This is a genomic window from Corallococcus sp. NCSPR001, from assembly GCF_017309135.1.
Lineage (GTDB): Bacteria > Myxococcota > Myxococcia > Myxococcales > Myxococcaceae > Corallococcus.
This window is the reverse complement of sequence record NZ_JAFIMS010000002.1, coordinates 314,463-333,076: the sequence shown is the minus strand read 5'-3', so window position 1 is coordinate 333,076 and position 18,614 is coordinate 314,463. Positions and strand designations below refer to the sequence as shown.

Annotated in this window: 19 protein-coding genes; 6 read left to right on the top strand and 13 right to left on the bottom strand. The window is 70.2% G+C overall.

All coding sequences use genetic code 11. From position 1 onward, the window contains the following. The first annotated feature begins 168 nt into the window (after positions 1–168). Positions 169–558 (top strand): hypothetical protein, encoded by a 390-nt coding sequence (locus JYJ93_RS03265; protein WP_206786489.1) that lies wholly within the window; start codon positions 169–171, stop codon positions 556–558. Positions 559–579: 21 nt separating this feature from the next. Here JYJ93_RS03265 and JYJ93_RS03260 read toward each other — a convergent pair whose 3' ends face one another. Further along, positions 580–1,566 (bottom strand): aldo/keto reductase, encoded by a 987-nt coding sequence (locus tag JYJ93_RS03260; RefSeq protein ID WP_206786488.1) that lies wholly within the window; start codon positions 1,564–1,566, stop codon positions 580–582. Between the two features lie 250 nt (positions 1,567–1,816). On the opposite strand from JYJ93_RS03260, the gene sppA reads away from it, so the two are divergent. After that, positions 1,817–3,613, top strand: coding sequence for a signal peptide peptidase SppA (gene sppA, locus JYJ93_RS03255; protein WP_206786487.1), 1,797 nt, complete (start codon positions 1,817–1,819; stop codon positions 3,611–3,613). Positions 3,614–3,619: 6 nt separating this feature from the next. Here sppA and JYJ93_RS03250 read toward each other — a convergent pair whose 3' ends face one another. Beyond that, the gene (locus JYJ93_RS03250; RefSeq protein WP_242543646.1) at positions 3,620–4,183 is read right to left on the bottom strand and encodes a cysteine dioxygenase family protein; all 564 of its coding nucleotides are present in this window, start codon (positions 4,181–4,183) and stop codon (positions 3,620–3,622) included. 324 nt (positions 4,184–4,507) lie between these two features. On the opposite strand from JYJ93_RS03250, the gene JYJ93_RS03245 reads away from it, so the two are divergent. After that, positions 4,508–5,506: a general secretion pathway protein GspE gene (locus tag JYJ93_RS03245; protein WP_206786485.1), complete on the top strand. Its 999-nt coding sequence runs from the start codon at positions 4,508–4,510 to the stop codon at positions 5,504–5,506. On the opposite strand, the gene JYJ93_RS03240 is transcribed toward JYJ93_RS03245, so the two are convergent. The 10 genes from JYJ93_RS03240 to JYJ93_RS03195 all read right to left on the bottom strand — a co-directional run bounded on the left by JYJ93_RS03240 (position 5,507) and on the right by JYJ93_RS03195 (position 14,712). After that, positions 5,507–6,115, bottom strand: a complete 609-nt coding sequence (locus tag JYJ93_RS03240) for a Uma2 family endonuclease (RefSeq protein ID WP_206786484.1) — start codon at positions 6,113–6,115, stop codon at positions 5,507–5,509. Positions 6,116–6,192: 77 nt separating this feature from the next. Next, positions 6,193–7,635 carry a tRNA modification GTPase gene (locus tag JYJ93_RS03235; protein ID WP_206786483.1) on the bottom strand — a complete coding sequence of 481 codons (1,443 nt, stop codon included), beginning with the start codon at positions 7,633–7,635 and terminating at the stop codon, positions 6,193–6,195. 12 nt (positions 7,636–7,647) lie between these two features. Continuing rightward, positions 7,648–8,730, bottom strand: a complete 1,083-nt coding sequence (locus JYJ93_RS03230; RefSeq protein WP_242544964.1) for a hypothetical protein — start codon at positions 8,728–8,730, stop codon at positions 7,648–7,650. A gap of 395 nt (positions 8,731–9,125) precedes the next feature. Beyond that, a complete protein-coding gene (locus JYJ93_RS03225; protein ID WP_206786481.1) occupies positions 9,126–9,353 on the bottom strand; it encodes a hypothetical protein in 228 nt (75 codons plus the stop codon). Between the two features lie 46 nt (positions 9,354–9,399). Next, complete coding sequence (locus tag JYJ93_RS03220) at positions 9,400–10,188, bottom strand: hypothetical protein (protein WP_206786479.1); 789 nt, start codon at positions 10,186–10,188, stop codon at positions 9,400–9,402. Continuing rightward, the gene (yidC, locus tag JYJ93_RS03215) at positions 10,185–12,008 is read right to left on the bottom strand and encodes a membrane protein insertase YidC (RefSeq protein ID WP_206786477.1); all 1,824 of its coding nucleotides are present in this window, start codon (positions 12,006–12,008) and stop codon (positions 10,185–10,187) included. The genes JYJ93_RS03220 and yidC overlap by 4 nt, the downstream gene beginning before the upstream one ends. Before the next feature lie 52 nt (positions 12,009–12,060). Continuing rightward, positions 12,061–12,279: a membrane protein insertion efficiency factor YidD gene (yidD, locus tag JYJ93_RS03210; protein WP_014400870.1), complete on the bottom strand. Its 219-nt coding sequence runs from the start codon at positions 12,277–12,279 to the stop codon at positions 12,061–12,063. Then, positions 12,276–12,695, bottom strand: coding sequence for a ribonuclease P protein component (gene rnpA, locus JYJ93_RS03205; RefSeq protein ID WP_206786476.1), 420 nt, complete (start codon positions 12,693–12,695; stop codon positions 12,276–12,278). The genes yidD and rnpA overlap by 4 nt, the downstream gene beginning before the upstream one ends. Positions 12,696–12,710: 15 nt before the next feature. After that, positions 12,711–12,863, bottom strand: a complete 153-nt coding sequence (gene rpmH, locus JYJ93_RS03200; protein WP_120526629.1) for a 50S ribosomal protein L34 — start codon at positions 12,861–12,863, stop codon at positions 12,711–12,713. Positions 12,864–13,062: 199 nt separating this feature from the next. Then, positions 13,063–14,712, bottom strand: coding sequence for a hypothetical protein (locus JYJ93_RS03195; protein WP_206786474.1), 1,650 nt, complete (start codon positions 14,710–14,712; stop codon positions 13,063–13,065). 328 nt (positions 14,713–15,040) lie between these two features. On the opposite strand from JYJ93_RS03195, the gene dnaA reads away from it, so the two are divergent. Beyond that, positions 15,041–16,399: a chromosomal replication initiator protein DnaA gene (gene dnaA, locus JYJ93_RS03190; protein ID WP_206786472.1), complete on the top strand. Its 1,359-nt coding sequence runs from the start codon at positions 15,041–15,043 to the stop codon at positions 16,397–16,399. A gap of 6 nt (positions 16,400–16,405) precedes the next feature. On the opposite strand, the gene JYJ93_RS03185 is transcribed toward dnaA, so the two are convergent. Continuing rightward, on the bottom strand, positions 16,406–16,846 hold the full coding sequence (locus JYJ93_RS03185) for a CBS domain-containing protein (protein ID WP_206786470.1): 441 nt from the start codon (positions 16,844–16,846) through the stop codon (positions 16,406–16,408). Positions 16,847–17,029: 183 nt separating this feature from the next. Here JYJ93_RS03185 and JYJ93_RS03180 point away from each other — a divergent pair, with 183 nt between their 5' ends. Continuing rightward, positions 17,030–17,842: a hypothetical protein gene (locus JYJ93_RS03180; protein ID WP_206786469.1), complete on the top strand. Its 813-nt coding sequence runs from the start codon at positions 17,030–17,032 to the stop codon at positions 17,840–17,842. A 10-nt stretch (positions 17,843–17,852) separates the two neighbouring features. Next, positions 17,853–18,611, top strand: a complete 759-nt coding sequence (locus JYJ93_RS03175) for a hypothetical protein (RefSeq protein WP_206786468.1) — start codon at positions 17,853–17,855, stop codon at positions 18,609–18,611. Positions 18,612–18,614 lie beyond the last annotated feature (3 nt).

The following is an 18,614-nucleotide window of genomic DNA, read 5'->3' as shown; positions in this document are numbered from 1 at the left end:
TCCCGAGAAACCCGGGCCCACCGGGCAGGCGTCCACCCAGGGACATCCATGGACCGTCCCAGGTCCTGTCCCGCGCTTCCTACTTCACAGGTCGTCATGTATCCTGACGCGGATCCGATGTCAGGATGGGTTGGTAGGAAACTCGCGCGTCACCAGGGAGGGAACGGAATGGCGAAGGCGATGGGCGGGGACCTGATGCTGCAGATGCTGCACGAGTTCCGCGAGATGCAGGAGGAGGCGAAGGAGCAGTACGCGCGGACCCAGAAGGAGCTCCGGGTGCTCCGCATGAAGTGCCGGGTCGTCTACAGGCGAACTCAAGTCTTCGCGGATCAGGTCCGTGCCTTCTCCAGGGAAGTGGATGGGTTCCGCGACAATATGCATGAGTTCGTCACGCACCTCTCGACGCTCGCGAAAGAGGTGGATGGCATCAAACTCCACCAGACGAAGATGTTCGGTCAGGCGGGCCGCATGCTGAACCACCTCGCGGATGCCCAGTCCACCGACCGCAAGCGCATCGACGTCCTGGAAGAACGCATGGACGGCCCAGAGGAAAACTGAGCCCTCCATGCGCCCCGTCACTCAGGCGTAGATGCCCCCGGGCGCCATCGCGGAGCCGGAGCCCAGGACCTCCTCCACCTCGCGGACCTCCTCGGACGTCAGCCGGAAGTCCCCCGCGTGGATGAACCCATCCACCTGCTTCGCGCTGCGCGCCCCCACGATGGCGGCGGTGACGGCTGGCCCCCGCAGCGTCCAGGCAAGGGCCACCTCCGCCGGGGAACGGCCATGCCGCGCGCCCACCTCGCGCATGCGCTCCACCAGCGACAGGTGATGCGACAACTTCGGTTCCTGGAAGTCCGCGCTGCCACGGCGCCAGTCGTCGTCCGGCATCGCCAGGATGCGCTCGCGTGTCATTGCCCCGGTCAGCAGGCCGGACGCCATGGGTGAATACACAATCACGCCAATGCCCTGCGCCTGGCAGTAGGGCAGCAGGTCGTCCTCGATGTCCCGGTGGATGAGCGAGTACTGCGGCTGCAACGACGTCACCGGGGCAATGCGCCGCACCTGCTCCAACTGCGAGACATTGAAGTTGGACACACCCAACCAGCGCACCTTGCCCTGCCGTTGCAGCTCCGCCAGCGCCGTCCACCCCTCCTCGAGCTCCGCCCCGTCCTCCACCGGCCAGTGCACCTGATACAAATCAATGGCATCCACCTTCAGCCGGCGCAGGGACGCCTCACACTCCTCGCGCACCGAGTCCGCTTTCAACCGGCGGCTGACCTTGCCCTGTTCATCCCAGACCATCCCGCACTTGGTGAAGACATACGGACGTTTATCCCGGCCCTTCAGCGCGCGGGCCACCACGTCCTCGGAGTGCCCCAGCCCATACACCGCCGCCGTGTCGATCCAGTTGATGCCCGAATCCAACGCACGCTGGATGGCTTCAATGGACTGCGCGTCGTCCTGAGCGCCCCAGGCGAACGCCCAGCCGCCCCCTCCAATCGCCCACGCGCCAAATCCCAGCGCCGTGAGCTCCATGTCGGAATTGCCCAACCGTCGCTTCCGCATTCCGTGCCTCCCGGGCCTGAAGGCCCCTGGTCCCTGGAGGGACGGTGTGCACCGTGCACCGCGGCGGCCCTCGCGCACGGGCCCGGGTGCCGGCCCGCCCCCCGGCCACCAGGACGGACGGGCCCTGGCTCCCCGTCCGCCGCCCATCAATGCGCCGCACGCAAGCGTCGTCGGAAGCGTGCGTTGATGGTAGGCCGCCTGAAGATGGGGGAATGCCCCTCGGGTACTCGGGCACCAGGAGTCCTTCCGGATGAAACGCTTCTTCATTGGCGCGCTGGCCTTCATTGGGGCGCTGTCCATCCTCTTCGTGGTGGGTGTGGTGGGGCTGTTGATGCTCGCGGCGTCCAGCAAGCCGGGTGTGCCGTCCAACCTGGTGCTGGAGCTGGACCTGCAGCAGCCGCTGCCGGAGTACACGCTGGACACGTCCCTGGCGGGCGCCTTCGGCGAGGAGCCCACTTCCCTGAGGGACGTGGTGGAGGGCCTGGAGAAGGCCGCCACGGACCCCCGGGTGAAGTCGCTGGTGGTGCGCATCGGGCAGCCGGGCAGCTCGGCGCAGGTGCAGGAGCTGCGGGACGCGGTGAAGGCCTTCCGCGCGTCGGGCAAGCGGGCGGTGGCCTACGCGGACGGCTTCGGTGAGGCGGGCAACGGCACCGGCGCCTACTACCTCGCGAGCGCCTTCGACTCCGTCTACATCCAGCCCTCCGGCGACGTGGGGCTCACCGGCCTGGTGATGGAGACGCCCTTCGCGCGCGACGCCTTCGCGAAGTTCGGCGTGAAGCCGGAGTTCGGCAAGCGGGCCGAGTTCAAGAACGCCGTCAACACCTTCACCGACGAGTCCTACGGCCCCCACCAGCGCGAGGCCACGGAGGCCTTCGGCAACAGCCTCTTCCAGCAGGTGGTGAAGGGCGTGGCGGAGGGCCGCAAGCTGTCCGAGGACGAGGTGCGTGCCCTCATCGACCGCGCGCCCTTCATGGGCCAGGCGGCCGTGGACGCGAAGCTGGTGGACGGGCTGCGCTACCGCGACGAAATCCACGACGAGCTCAAGCAGCAGGCCGGAGAGGGCGCGGAGTTCCTCTACGTGGAGAAGTACCTGGAGCGCGCGGGCCGGCCGCACCAGACGGGCACCACCATCGCGCTCATCTACGGCGTGGGCGAGGTGCTGCGCGGCAAGAGCCAGTCCAACCCGCTCTCTGGCGGCCAGGTGATGGGCGGCGACACGGTGGCGGCGGCCTTCCGCAAGGCGGTGGAGGACCCGTCCGTGAAGGCCATCGTCTTCCGCGTGGACAGCCCGGGCGGCAGCTACTCCGCCAGCGACACCATCCGCCGGGAGGTGCAGCGCGCGCGCGAGGCGGGCAAGCCCGTCATCGTCACCATGGGCTCCTACGCCGCCAGCGGCGGCTACTTCGTGGCCATGGCCGGGGACAAAATCGTCGCCCAGCCGGGCACGCTGACGGGGAGCATCGGCGTGTACAACGGCAAGTTCGTCACGTCCGAGCTCTGGGCGAAGCTGGGCGTGAACTTCGACACCATCGCCTTCGGCAAGAACGCCACCTTCTCCAGCTCCGACCACGAGTTCACCCCCGAGCAGCGCGCGCAGTTGGAGTCCGAGCTGGACACCATCTACCTGGACTTCACCAGCCGCGCGGCCCAGGCGCGCAACATGCCGCTGGAGAAGCTCCAGGCGGTCGCGAAGGGGCGCGTGTGGACGGGCGAGGACGCGCTGGAGCGCGGGTTGGTGGACGCGCTCGGCGGCTACCCCAAGGCGCTGGAGCTGGCCCGGGAGGCCGCGAAGCTGCAGAAGGACGCCCCGGTCCGCATCGTCGTCTTCCCGCGCCCCCGGCCCACGGGCCAGGTGCTGTCGGAGCTCCTGGGCAACCACGAAGCGGACAACAGCGACGACGAGGCCACCGGCAGCCACGCCGCCGTGTCGTCCCAGGTGCTGGAGCAGGTGCGGGCCGTGTACCGCGTGGGCGCGAAGCTGGGCCTCACCGGGCAGGGCGCGGAGGGGCGCATGCTGTACGCGCCGCTTCCGGAGGTGCGCTGGTAGCGCTCGCTAGACGTGAAGGGGGACGGGGACGCGGCCCTCGGAGGGCCGCACCGGCCGCCCGAAGATGCTGTGGTAGCGCAGCGTGTGCGACGCGCAGCGGTGGCGGCGCGGGTCGAACACGAGGCAGCTGGCCACCGGGCCGGCGTAGACGTGCAGCGTGATGCCCGGGGCGTTGCCGGCGACGCTCACGCGGTGGATGGCGGCGCCCGGGTCGCGGAAGTCCACGTGCCCGGCGCCCACCGGCCCCACGCGCACCGGCGCCCCCAGCCTCGCCAGGCCGGGCTGCGTTCCGCCCTCCAGCAGCGGGTAGTTCTCCAGGAGGAACTCGCCGCGCTGGATGCTGAACCAGCACTCCTGACCGTCATGGTCGTGGATGGGCGAGGCCACGCCCGCGGACCAGCAGTTGATGACGACTTCCATTCCCTCGTCGCGGTGGACGAGGTTGCGCGTGTAACGGCCCGGCAGGAAGTGCAGGTAGGGCTTGAGGCTGGAGGGCTCCAGCCGCAGCCCCGCCATCCGCGCGTCCACCCCCGTGAGTCCCCCGGGAGCGGCGCGGCGCGCGCGGAGCATTCCCACGAACTCTCTCAGACACGCGTCAGCCATGCGTACAGGCTAGGGATGTCTGCGACATCCGGCCACCCTCGGGTCTGCCAATGAACGTCCGCTTTGTCGTCCCCCCCTCAAGGATCGAGGCGGGGTTCGTTGAAGGACGGTGAACCGGCGGGAAGAAGTGGCCGTACGGCGCCTTCTGGGTCCGAGCAGGCAAGCCGCACCCGGCTCGACTCACTCCTTCCGTTTTGAATGTAACTTTACACCCTCCTGACGTAGAGGGGAGGGCATGTTGGGCAGGTCGTCCCGGCCGAAGCACCGAGGGGGGCCGGAGGAGAACGAGTGATGAAGAAGCGCCTGGGGGACATCCTGCTCGCGCGGGGTGTGGTGGATGCATTGCAGTTGCAGTCGGCGCTGGCGTACCAGCGCAAGTGGGGCGTGGCGCTGGGGCAGGTGGTGGTGGACCAGCGCTTCTGCACGGCGGAGGCGGTGCTGTCCGCGCTGGCGACCCAGTCCGGCGTGGAGGCGGTGGACCTGGACGCCCAGCCCCTGGACGCGTCGCTCGCGAGGCTGATTCCCTGCAAGGTGGCGGAGGCCCACCGCGTGGTGCCGCTGCGGCTGGAAGGGCAGGGGGCGCGGGAGGTGCTGGTGGTGGCCCTGGCCGCGCCGGCGAGCCTGGCCACCCTGGACGTGGTGAAGAGCGTGTCCGGCAAGGCGCGGGTGGTGCCCCGGCTGGCCACGGACGCGGCCCTGGGGCGGGCCATCGGGCGGCTGTACCGGGGTGAGCCGGCGACGCCGCGGCGCCGTCCCGGGATGGAGAGCTTCTCCCTGCCGGAGTGGGACGAGTCGATGCCCCTGGTGGTGGGCTCGTCCCTGGCGGAGCTGACGGACATGCCGGCCCCGGAGCCCGTGCGGCGGGCGGACAGCCCGGAGCTGCCCATGCTGGCGCCGCTGGAGCCCGCCTGGGTGCCGACGCCGAAGCCGCGCGTGACGGTGCGCGAGCAGGTGCTCGTGTATGGCTGGGGCGCGGACGCGGCGGCGGGCCTGGTGCGGGTGCTGAGCGGAGCGGGCTTCACGGTGAAGGTGGCGAGCACGGGGGACGTGTGCGCCGCGACGGAGGCGCAGGTGGTGGTGGCGCCGCTGCCCGCGATGGAGGTGCTGGCGCAGCGGCTGCGCGCGCAGGTGCTGGTGGCGGGCAAGGCGCCGGAGCGGGACCTGCCCCGCGCGCAGGCCGTGCATGCGCGGGGCTTCGTGGCGGCGCCGGTGGATCCGGACCTGCTGCTGCGCTCGGTGCGGCGGCTGTCGCGCGCCTCCGAGGAAGCGCGCCTCAAGCACGCGAGCTGATCAGGGCAGCGCGACGAGCCGGGGCATCTCCTCCGGCGCGTCGGGGAGCCACAGCGAGCCCAGCTCCAGGGAGACGGAAGGGAAGGGGTCGGCGCGCACCAGGGCGTCGTCCTCGTGGCTCGCGGTGAGGAGCCAGCCGCGCTTGAGGCGCTGGTACACCTCCAGCGTGCGCGCGACGGGGTCCACCAGCCAGACGTAGGACACGCCGGCCCGCGCATACAGGGGCAGCTTGCGGGCCCGGTCCAGCGCGGTGGTGGCGGGGGTCAGCACTTCGCAGACCCAATCCGGCACCAGGGTGAAGAAGGCGGCGCCGGGCTCCGGCGGGGCGGCCACGCGCTCACGGCGCCAGGCGGCCAGGTCCGGCACGAGGATGTCCTCGCCCAGGTGCAGCTCCGGCGCGCGCAGGAAGCACCAGCGGCCGTTGCCGCCACGGCGCGGATCCAACCGCTCCCCCAGCTCCACTCCCATCATGAAGGCCGCGCGAGCGGGCGCCACGGAGAGGCGCGGCGAGGCCACCAGCTCGCCATCGAGGATTTCCCCCACCCAGCCCGACGGCAGCGCCGAGAGCAGGGAGTGAGAGGTGGGTTGAAGGTGCTGAAGTGCCGTCATGAATCCTCGGGGAGCGCCGGTGAACGCGAGGCATTCTAGGGAGGGGTCTGACATGCGGACCGCCACCCGCGGAGGCACTACTTCCCGATGCAGAAGCGCTGGAAGAGGGTGTCCAGGAGTGCATCGGAAACGCTGGTTCCGGACACCTCGCCCAGGGCCTCCAGCGCGAGCCCCACCTCGCCGGAGAGGACCTCCAGGGTGGACACGCGTGAGGCCTCTTCCGCGCGGCCCAGCGCCTCGGCGGTGCGACGCAGGGCGTCCGCGTGACGCTCGGAGACCAGCGCCACCGCGGAGGGCGTGCCACCGCCCCACAGCCGCGTGAGTACGGAGGTCCGCAGCGCCTCCACCCCTTCGCCCGTGAGGCCGCTGACGCGCGGCGGGGCAGGGGAGGGGAGGGCCGCGGACGCCGCGTCGCGGATGGGCGATGCCCCCGCATCGTCAGACGGAGAAAGCGCGAAACGGTCCGCTCCCGCGCCGGCACGGGGCGAGTCCTGTTCCCGCCGCGCCCCCGGCAGGACATCGCACTTGCCGGTGACGACCAGCACGGGCGTGGCGCCGGCCTCGCGCGTCCACGACGCGGCCTCTTCGCGCGACGTCTCCGGAGGCAGCACCAGCACGGCCAGGTCCACGGCCGCGAGCAGCTCCCGCGTGCGCGCGATGCCCAAGGCCTCCACGCGTCCGGGCGCCTCGCGCAGGCCGGCGGTGTCGTAGAGGGTGACGCCCAGGCCGTCCCACTCGACGCGGGCCTCCAGCGCGTCGCGGGTGGTGCCGGGCTCGTCGTCCACCAGCGCGCGGGCCTCGCCCACCAGCCGGTTGAACAGCGTGGACTTGCCCGCGTTCACCGGGCCGTACAGCGCCACGCGCGCGCCCTGGCGCACCAGCCGTCCACAGCCCACCTCCGCGCGCAGCGCTTCAGCGACAGAGCGCAGCGCGGTGACGCGAGGCCCGGCTTCCGCGTCCGCGCCCTCCGCCTCGTCGGGGAAGTCGAGGACGCCTTCCAGGTCCGCGTGCAGCTCGCGCAGCGGCGTCTCCAGCGCGTGGATCCGCTCGGCCAACGCACCGGACAGACCGGCCGCTGCGGCGCGCACGGCCGCCTCCGAATCCGCGGCCACCAGGTCCGCGACCGCCTCCGCGCGGGTCAGGTCGATGCGGCCATTGAGGAACGCGCGCCGGGTGAACTCCCCGGGCAGCGCCGGACGCACGCGCTCGTCCTCCAGCGCCCGCTCGAGCAGCAGCCGCAACAGGCGCGGGCTGCCATGCGCCTGGAGCTCCACCACGTCCTCGCCGGTGAAGGACCGGGGCGTTTGGAAGTAGAGGAACAGGCCCTCATCCAGCACCGCGCCCGCCGCGTCCACGAATGACGCCAGGTACGCATGGCGCGGCGTGGGAGCCACCGGAACGCCGGGCGCGAGCCTCCGCCCCACCTCCAGCGCAGCCGGTCCGGACACGCGCAGGATGCCCACGGCCCCCGAGGCGGGTGCGGTGGCGAGCGCGACGATGGTGGCGGAGTCAGACGTCATGACCATTCCGATTCACTGGCACGAAGCGCCGAGCGGCGTCAGGTCCTCCAGGTTGGTGAAGGCACAGCCCAGGGTCGCACTGTCTTCCGCCACCGGCCGGGCCGAGAGCGTCGAATGCGCCACGCGCACCTGGGCCCCGGCCTTCGCGTAGCCCGCGACGCCGAAATTTTCGATGGTGGAATGATCGATCCGAAGAGTCACTCCGTTCCAGGGCTCGGAGTTCACGTAGAAGCCGTGGCCGGAAAGGCCCGACGTCCCGAACAGCTTGCTGGAGCGCACGACCATCCCCCCGCTCGATGCTTCGGTTGGGAATTCGCCGACGGATACGGCCGCGGACAGGGCGCCGTATCCCACGGTGACTTCGGAATCCACGAGGGACACGTTCGTGCCGTTGTCGGCCTGCACGCCGATGTTGCGCGGACCGCCCTGGGCAGCCGCGGAGATGAGCAGCCGCCGCAGGTGGACGATGTACCCGTAGGCGCGCACGCCAGTGACCGCCGTGGTGGGGATCTCGCCCAGCGCCTCCACCCGCGAATCCTCCACGGTCACGTAGCTGTAATCGAAGGCGCATCCCAGCACCTCGCCGGTGGAGGACTCCGCGCGGATGTCGGCGTGGGAGATCACGTTCATCCACATGGTGGCCACCATCGAGTAGTACACGCCGGCCGTGAACTTCTTGCCGTGAAGCGCTTCGAGCCGGACGTCCCGCACCGTGAAGTAGGGGGTGCCGCTGTAGAGCGCCACCGACCGGTCTCCACCACCCGTGTTGCCGATGTAGAGGTCACGTACCCCGGCCTCCTGGAATCCCTCCACCGTGCCCAGGCCGGACGTGGAGGACACGATGCGGGAGACCTGGGCACCCCTGCCCCGCAGGTACACGCCCTTCTTCAACTCAAGCCCCGTGTTCCCCAGGTCGTAGGTCCCGGCCCCCAACTCCAGCACCCAGACCTCCGAACCATCCGAGGGCACGGCGTCGACAGCGGCCCGCAGCGCGGCACCGGACTCCAGCGCGGTGGCGGCCAGAGGAATCAGCCGGATCCGCGCGGTCGCGAGTACGTCCGCGGCGGAGGGGCCCATGTCACCCTTCGGGCCCATGGCACCGGCCGCCCCCGCGGGCCCCGGAATCCCTTGAGGCCCCGTCGCACCGTCGGCACCCCGAGGTCCCATCGCACCGTCGGCACCCCGAGGTCCCGTCGCACCGTCGGCACCCTGGGGACCGGTCGCGCCCGCCGGCCCCTGCGGACCTTGAGGCCCCATCTCACCTACGGGCCCCGGAATCCCCGGCGGCCCCTGCGTCCCCGAGGGGCCCGCCTCTCCCGACTTGCAGCCGGACACGACCAACAACAACGCCACCACTGCACGGCGAACAAGCGAAGCACCCACGGGAGCAGCCCCCTCGGAACGGAAGGCGCGCATTCTCACCTGGGATGCTTTCGCACCGGAAGAAGGCCTGCCCGCGCCCGGAATGGGGGCGCGGAGGCCTCTTCCTCCTACCGGACGCCCTGCGGCGGAGTGGAGCCGCGAGCAGCGCGCTCCACGTCTTCGCGGTGTGCCTCGATGTACTTCTCCACCTCGGCGTCGTCGACCTCCAGGTCGCGCAGCACGCCCGGGTAGACGAAGCGGAACGCCGGGGACTCCTCGTCCCCCCGCAGGCGGAAGCTCATCTTCAGCACCGCCGCGCCATACAGCTTGTCCTTCAAACCCTTCGCCTTACCCATTCGTTCCTCTCGTGCCCGCCGGCGGTCCCTGGCGGGCACAGCCCGCTCAGGCGTCGACGTCGTCTTCGTCGTCGTCCGGCAGCAGGCTCCGCTTGGGCATCGGGGCGGGCTTCGCCGGGGTGAACACCACGCGTCGGTTGCGGCCTTCGCCTTCCGCCGCCACCTTCACTCCGTCCACTCCTTCTACTGCCTTCAGGACGCGCGCGCGGTCCTCAGTCTTCATCGCGGCGAACGCATAGAAGCGCCCCAGGCTGGCGGACTTCTCCGCGAGCTTGCGGACGGCCGCCCGGAACACCGGATCCTCTTCGACCTGCAGCGCGCGCTCGTCCGTCTCCGCGGCCTTCGCGGGAGCCTGCTGTGCAGCCGACTTTCCGGCCTGCTGCGCCGGCTGCCCACCGCGAGCGTTGCGCTGCTGCGGCTGCGCGGCCGGAGCGGGCGCCGCGGCCCGGGCCGGCTGCTGCGCGGGCGTGGAGGCCACCTGCGCCACGGACGCGGCCGGAGCGGCGGCCTGCTGCTGCGCCGCCGCGTCACGGCGCGGCCGGGGCTCCGGGTGCGCGCCCGCGCCCAGCATCACCCAGCGGCGCTCCACGCCAGGGCGGTGGAGCATCTTGTTGAGCAGGAACTGGAGCGAATCCAGCACCTGGCTGCGCTTGCCCGGCTCCACGCCCGGAGGCGCGCCGGACTCGAAGTGGAGCGCCACGGACAGGCTGCCGTCGGCCGCGTCCTGCAGGTCCAGCCGCGCCGGGAACCCCATCAGCCCGAGGATGTCCGTGAGCAGCTTCTCCACCCGGGGTCGGAAGTCCCCGCCGCCCGCCACCACCTGTGCCCCGCTCACTTGCGTTTGCCTCCCCCGGCGGTGACCACCGCCGGCGTCCCGCCACCCGTCTGGTTCTTCTTGCGGTCCAGCCACTTGCGCAGGCCCCACTGCTGGCCAATGGAGAGCACGTTGTTCGTGAAGATGTAGAGCGACAGGCCCGCCGGGTACTGCAGCAGCGTGAAGGTGAAGATGATGGGCATCACCCAGGTCATCATCCGCGCCTGCGCCGCGTCCATCATCTGCGGCTGCATCTTCTGCGTGATGATCATCGACACGCCCAGCGCCAGCGGCAGGATGTACGTGGGGTCCTTGTAGGTGAGGTCGCGCCAGACGGGGCCGAAGAAGGGCTCGCCGTAGATTTCGAAGCTGTTGCGCAGCGACGTGAACAGGGCAATCCACACCGGCATCTGGATGAGCAGCGGCAGACAGCCGCCCAGGGGGTTCACCTTCGCCTCCTGGTACAGCTTCATGATCTCCAGGTTCTGGCGCTCCTTGTCGTCCGCGAACTTCTTGCGGATCTCATCCATCTTCGGCTGCAGCACCTTCACCGCCTCCATGCTGACCATGGAGCGGTAGGTGAGCGGCAGCAGCGCCAGCTTCACCACCACGGTGAGCAGGATGATGGCGACGCCCCAGTTCCCCACGATGCCGTGGAAGAACTTCATGACGGCGAGCAGCAGCTTGCAGACCACCGCCCAGATGCCGAAGTCGACCGTGTCCTCCAGCATGGGGTGGAAGGCCGTGGTGGACAGGCCGGCCACGCCGCGCAGCTCCGTGCCGGGCACGATGCGCAGGAGGTCCGGGTCCTTGGGGCCCGCGTAGCCGCCGAAGCGGAAGGTGGCCACCTGGCCGGGGGCCACGTTGAGCGGGAAGCCCGCGGACACCTCGCGCGCGGTGGGCGTGGCGGTCAGCGTGCAGTGCCCCTGCAGCGCGCCGTCCAGCGGGTAGAGCGCGGACAGGAAGTACTGCTGGTTGATGCCGAAGAAGGAGATGGGGCCCTTCGTCTCCTCGGGCGGCTTGTCGCCCGGGGACAGGTTGTGGAGCTTGTCCTCCACCCAGCACGCGGAGCGGCTCAGGTTGCCCACGCCGCCGAAGAAGGACGGTGCGTGCTCGAACTCCGGGTCGATGGCGCGGCCGTAGTGAACCTTGAGCTCACCCGACTGCGCCTGGGCGGAGGTGTTGCGCACCTGGAGGGTGTAGGTGAACTCGAAGCCCTCGCGAGGCCACAGCACCGTCTTCGTCACCTCCCACGGACCCTGGCGGCCGGTGAACACCACGCTGCCGCCGTTGTCGGTGGGGGCCTCCTGCACGGCGTAGCGGGTGTTCGCCGCCAGCGGGGAAGCGCCTTCGATGGTCACCGCGAGCGGCAGCGGCTGGCCGGGCACCGGGTGCGCCACGTTCATCTGCGGCGGCGGGGGGATGTCCTTGCCGAAGAGCTTCTCGAAGCCCTCCTTGACGGTGAGCGACTGCTGCTCGCGCATCTTCGTGCCCTGGAGCACGGCGGAGGTGAGGCCGGCGCCCTCCGAGGAGAAGGTGTACTTCACCTCCGGGCGGGCGAACTCCACGGTGCGCGCGGGGGGCGCCGGGACCTCCGCGTGGGTGCCCGCGTCCTCTCCACCCGTGACGCCCGGCGGCGGCACGGCGGCCATGCCCGGGGTGCCGGCGTCGGTCGTCGCGGCGATTTCCACGCCCGCGTCCGCCCCTTCCGCGCCCGGGGGCGGCCCCTTGGGGGCGAAGAAGAAGGTGTAGGCGGCGGTGGCCGCGAAGGAGAGGGCGAGCGCCAGGAGCAGCCGCTTCTGAGAATCGTTGGACTGGGGCGACAGCGGGTCGTTCGTCATGGAGTTCCCTGTGCCGGCGGCACGGCGCCGGAGGGCGGGCGGAAGCAAACCGTCAGGGGACGGGATCGAATCCACCGGGGTGGAATGGCTGGCAGCGCAGCAGGCGCCAGACGGTGAGGGCGCTGCCCTTCAAACCGCCGTGCTTCTCCAGCGCCTGCATGGCGTAGGTGGAGCACGAGGGATGGAACCGGCACGCCTTCGGCAGCAGCGGCCCCAGGAACCGCCGGTAGAAGCGGATGGGCAGGGCGATGACGAAGGCGAGTGGACTCATGGGGCGGGCTCTTTAGGAGGCACGCGCGGTGCCGGAAAGAGCCGTTGCAGCTTACGGGTGACGCCGTCGAACGCACGGGAAACTTGCGCGAAGGAGGCTTCCTTCGCCGAGGAGCGGACGACCAGGACTACGTCGAGACCGGGGGGCCATTGCCCGCGGTGCTTGCGGAACAGCTCGCGGAGCACTCTGCGCAGGCGTGCGCGCACCACCGCGTTGCCCACCTTGCTGGAGACGGTGAGCCCTACGCGGGAGTGCGCCCGGTTGTTGCGTTGAACGAGGGCCAGGAGGCAGTCGGACGGAAGCTTCTGACCGCCCTCCTGGACTTCGAGGAACTCACGGCGCTGGAGCAGGCGAAGGGCCTTGGGGAAGCGCTCGTCGGTTGCCTGAGGCACCCGCGGCGCCGCTCCCTCGGCCATCGTCCGTGCGTCCAGTTACTTCTTGAACGACGACACCACCAGGCGCTTACGGCCCTTGGCCCGGCGGCGCTTGAGGACATCCCGGCCGCCCTTGGTGGCATTCCGCTTACGGAACCCGTGGGCGCGGTTGCGCCGGATCTTCGACGGCTGGTACGTGCGCTTGGACACAACGACTCCTGAGAGCTGAAGGTCGCACCTGAATCAACGGCGCGACCCGTACATTGGAAAGGGGGCGTCCGTAACCCTATTTCCTGGACAAGTCAATCAAGGATCACCAGCGCCGACCAAGCAGGCCCGGTCCCAAGGGGTCCCGGGCCCCCCGTGTAGGGGTGAAGCATACTCCGATCACCCCCCGGGTGCCGTCAGGTCACGGGGTGGTCGCGCAGAATGGATCCACCGGGGCGGACCACAGCGAGTATCCCGGGGCCCCCGGGAAGCCGGCGAAGAAGACGCGGTCCCCCACCCGCTGGAAGCCCACGGCCCGCGCGGGCTTCCCTGGCGAGCCGCTGGGCACCGCCCGGGTCCCTTCGAGCGTGCCGTCCGTCACCCACGGGCCGTAGCCCACATCCTGCGTCCAGTTCGTGAAGAACACGGTGCCCGTCCCGGTCGCGTAGAGCGGCGAGCCGTACTCATCTTGCGTGCTCAGCTTCGCGGAGAGCTTCCGGGTGCCGTCCGTGGTGCCGTCCGTCACCCACAGGCTGACCTCCACGGGCGCGGGACCCCAGGCGTAGATGGCCTGCTTGAGGAGGATCCTTCCTCCGGCCCGTACGACCTCCTCGTCCAGGACGGCCGTCTCCAGGTGCGCGTAGGGGTTGTCCAGGGTGGCCACGAACGTCTTGCCGCCGGACAGCGCCAGCCCGCGCAGCACCAGGTGCTTCGCGTCCTCGGTGTGGGACAGCATGACGGCGGACGTGCCCGCGATGCCCAGGAGCTTGCCCCCCTTGGCGAAGGCTCCCAGCTTCGCCGTGCCGTCCTGCGTACCGTCCGTCCTCCAGACCTCCGTCGCGCCAGGGCCGTCGTTCACGAGCGCGAACACCGCCGTGGCGTCCACGACGTGGGCCTCGCTCAGCGCCACCGTCGCGGACACGTCCAGTTGCTTCAGCCGGCGCGTCCCGGCGGCCGTCCCGTCCGTCCGCCACAGCCGCGTCCCGGTCTCGGGGTCCTGGACGACGAAGACCACCGCGTCCCCCACCTTGAACAGGCGCGCGAGGCGGGCCTGGGCGCCGAAGGCGTGGGCCCGAGCCGTGCCGTCCACCGTCCCGTCCGTGCGCCACAGCTGGAGGCCCGCTCCGTCCTGGAGGAAGAACACGCGGCCGGTGGCCGTGAGCTCATCGCCTACGAGCGCCGCGGCGGATCCGAAGTCCTTCAGCCGCACCGTCCCCGCGCTCGTCCCGTCCGTGCGCCACAGCTCCACGCCCCCCGTCGCGCAGGGGGCGTTGAAGAAGGACACGCCCGCGCCGAGTTCCCGGAAGCCGGAGACCGCGAGGTGGTCTGCGCACGCGGGCAACTCGCTGGCCCGCTGCGTCCCTTCCACGGTGCCGTCGCTGCGCCACACCTCGGAGTCGCTGGAGGAACTGGCGACCTCGAAGTACAGCCGGGTGCCGGCCGCCATCAGGTTGCGGATCGTCCCCACGGCGTTGGCGGGCACCAGTTCCACGGTCCCCGCGCCCGTCCCGTCGCTCCGCCAGAGCGCGTCACCCGAGCCATCCCACAGCGTGAAGTAGAGCGTCCCCGCCACGTCGGTCAGGTTCAGGGGAATCGGCTCGCTGGAGAGCGGCGTCCCGGGCACCCGGTTGGAGGGGAACAGCGGCTTCACCTCCCGCGCCACACCGGGAGCACATGCGACCGCGGGCGCGGGGGCCGCATCCCCACCGGCCTCACCTGGCTCAGCTGCCTCACTTGACGGCTCCGCCGCCACCGTCTCCGAAACGGGCGCCACCTGCGCCGCTCCGGCCTCCACCGGGCTCTCCGGTGCATCCCCTTCCTGCGCGCCGCCACAGCCCATGAGACAACCCACCACTGCTACGCTCCACCATGCATTCATCCGCATTGCCGCTCCGTTATCCCCTCGTACTGGCAGCAAGGTTGAATTCACTGGACGGATGACAACCCCCTCCCCGCAGGGCATGTCGTACATCCATCCGGAAATCGACAGCGGGCGCGGGCGCTCGCGGAAGGTGGGGTGGGCGTGACGAACGGATCCACCGGGAGTGATCATCCCCACCCGCCAGGGCGCCTCCGCTGATCCGTGCTACAGGCCGGTTCCTTGATCAGCCGGAGAGCGGGTGTTAGCACCGCCGAACGCCCGCGGGTTCCCTCCTTCCGCTGCGTTTCCGAGCCTCCACGTGAACGCCCTCGCCCAAGCCCCTTCGCCTTCGCTTCCCAGTGCCGGCGTCATCTGGACCCGCACGCTGGAAGCCATCCGTCAGGAGGGGCTGCACTACGCCCTCACCTGGCTGGAGCGGATGCGCCCCATGGAGGTGCGCGAGAACGCCCTGGTCCTGGGCGTGCCGGACCGCTTCTTCCGTGACTGGGTGGATGACCACTACCGCTCCATGCTGGAGACGCACATCGCCCGGCTGGAGCCGTCCCTGGGCCGCGTCGCCTATGAAGTCGTCGTCGGTCCGCCGCCGTCGTCCGCGGACCTGCCGCCCACGCCCACCGTCAAGGTGAACTCGATGCGGCCCGCGCGGCTCAACCCGCGCTTCACCTTCGACACCTACGTCGTCGCGGACAGCAACCAGCTCCCCGCCGCCGCCGCGCAGGCCGTGGCCCACCGGCCGGGCCACAACTACAACCCGCTCTACATCTACGGCGGCACCGGCCTGGGCAAGACGCACCTGCTCCAGGCCGTGGGCAATCACATCTGGGAGAAGGACCCCACCCAGCGCATCGTCTACCTCTCCAGCGAGCAGTTCACGAACGAGTACGTGGAGAGCGTGCGCGAGCACCGCATGACGGACTTCCGCCGGAAGTTCCGCGAGGAGTGCGACGTGCTCCTCATCGACGACATCCAGTTCCTGGGCAAGCGCGAGGAGACGCAGAAGGAGTTCTTCTACACCTTCGAGACGCTCTTCGGCCTCAACAAGGCCATCGTGCTCACCAGCGACATGGTGCCCGCGGAGGTGCCCGGCATGGAGGACCGCCTGCGCAGCCGCTTCGCCATGGGCCTGATGGCGGACATCCGCGAGCCCACCTACGAAACGCGCGTCGCCATCCTCCAGAAGAAGGCGGAGCAGGAGGGCCTCAACCTGCCCGACCCCGTGGCGCACTTCATCGCGAAGCACGTGCAGAAGAACGTGCGCGAGCTGGAAGGCGCGCTCGTGAAGCTGTCCGCGATGCACAGCCTCACCAAACAGCCGGTGACGGAGGAGTTCGCGTCCCAGGTGCTGCGCGACATCCTCCCCGCTCAGCGCACCGTGGACGTGGAGGCCATCCAGCGCGAGGTCGCCCGCTTCTACAAGGTGACGGTCGATGCGCTGAAGGAGGACCGGCGCCACAAGGCGCTCGCGCACGCGCGCCAGGTGGCCATGTACCTGAGCCGCAAGCTGACCAAGAGCTCCTTCCCGGAGATCGCCTCGCGCTTCAACAAGGACCACTCCACCGTCATCTCCGCCGTGCGCAAGGTCGAAGGCCTGCGGGAGACGGACGCGGCCGTGCACCGCGACCTGTCGGAGCTGGAGACGAAGCTCGGCGGCATGTAGTCCGCGTCAGGGCTGTGCCGGTTGTGACGGGGCGGACACCTCCTCCAGCGTCCTGCCGCTCTCCTGGTCGCTGAGCTCCGCCGAGACGTCCCCCAGCGAGAGGATGCCCACCAGCCGCTTCGCCCGGTTCAACACCAGGATGCGGCGGATCTGCGAGGCCCTCATCTTCTGGGCCGCCTGGGTCAGGTCATCATCGTCGTAGACGAACTCCACGCCCCGGGTCATCGCCTGGGCCACCTGGGTGCGCTCGGCGTCCAGCCCCTGCGCCACCGCGCGGATGACGATGTCCCGGTCCGTGACGATGCCTACCAGTTCGTCGCCGTCACACACGGGGATGGGGCCCACGTTCAGCAGGCGCATCTTCTCCGCGGCCATCCTCAGGGAGTCAGACGGGCGGACGACCTCCACGTCGGATGTCATTACGTCGCTCACTCGTTGCGTTGCCATGGCGTCTCTCCTGTGGGGTTCCTCCTCACGCTGAGCACCGGCCTGTCCGCTGGCATGAGCCGCCATCACGCGCGTCTGTCCATTTCCCCGGGCCTCGGGCATGCTGGGGCTTCGCGGGCCTCGTGGGGCTCGCGCATCGGGACGCCCGGCCGGAGGCGCTCCCCCTCGCGTAGTGCTTCCGACATGCCCTCCATCCCCTGGTTGCGTGCTTCCGGCCTTGCTGTCGCCGCGCTGTGTCTGTCTGCCTGTGACAGCGGCTCGGACACCACCGAGCTGCGCTTCGGCATCCACCCGACGACCTACATGCGGCCGCTGACGGCGGAGGCTTCCTCCCGGCGGACGGCAATGGAGTCTCCGCCGCCGCCGCCCACCTTCCGCTCGGATGACGGCCTCGTGTTCACGGTGGAGTCCGCCAACGCCACGCTGTTCGACGTGCGTCTGTATCTACCGCCCGGGCGCGAGTGCTCGGACTACGAGGGCCAGCTGGATCCATTGGTGACGTGCACCGACGCGGCGGACGGCGAGTACGGGATGCTGAGCGTGCGGGAGCCCCTGGAGGTGGATTGGATGAACGCCACCCTCCTTCCGGACTGGCCGCTCCGCATCCCCCAGGGATTCTATGGCTCCGTCGAGGCCCGCCTGGGCCAGAACACGCCCGCGCTGCCCAGCTTCAGCCTGGAGGCGAGCTTCACCTGGAAGGACCAGCGCCATGTCCTGAAGGTGGCCTTCCCCTCCACCGCGGCCCTGCGCTTCGAGGCACGAGATCCCCTGGACATCCTCAGCGGGGGCGAGAACTCGCTCGTGGTGGGCAGCCTGGATTTGACCACGTGGCTCGACTTCATCCCCGTGGAGGCCTGTCTGGCGTCAGGGGACCTGACCCTGGACGGCACCACGCTGCGCCTGGAGACGGGGAAGGGTGAGTGCGCGAACGCCGCCGTGCTCATGCGAAACAACATCGAAACCAGCGCCAAGGTGTTCCGCGCCACCCACCGGTGAGCCCATGCCCATGCCTTCCCGTTGGCTGTGTCTGTCTTTGATGTCCCTGGGGTTGTCTGGCTGTAACACCGGGACCCATACGCGGCTCATCTTCACGCTGGACCCGAACCTGCCAGGCGCGTCTTCCCTGGCGGTCCCGGCCTCCGGCGTCCAAGCCATGACGTCTCCGCCCACGGCTCCCGACATCACGTCCGGCGACGGCATGCGCTTCCAACTGCAGGACGCCAGCGTCCGGGTGACGGACATCCGTCTGGCATTGGCCGGGGGGCTCGGCTGCGACGACGTGCGCGAGCAGCTCCCGGAGAACACCGGGTGCGTGCAGTCGGGAGACTCGGCCACGGTGACGCTCGCGGGCCCGTTCGCCATCAACCTGCCGTCAGGGGAGCCCTACGAGGCCGTGATAGAGCTGCCTCCCGGCACCTACCGGCGGATCGACTTCGTGCTGGGGAAGAATGGCTTCACCGCCCAGACCCTCCACGCCGGAGATGCCTTCTGGGGCATGGACCTGGAACTGCCGGAAGGCACGGCCATGGCCTCCGAGGCCGCATCGGACCTCACGCTGACGGAGGGCGGCTCCCTGCGCGTGATGTTCAACCAGGATGCCTGGCTGAAGGAGCTGCCGCTGTCCGCGTGCTACCAGAACGGGGACTGGCCCCAGCCGGGCCCCAAGCGGAGCCTGGACGAGGTGGGCGGCAGGTGCCAGGGCGCCGGGGACCGGGCGCGCGACGCCATCCGCACCCAGCTCAAGCTGGAGACCCGCTCCTTCTGATCC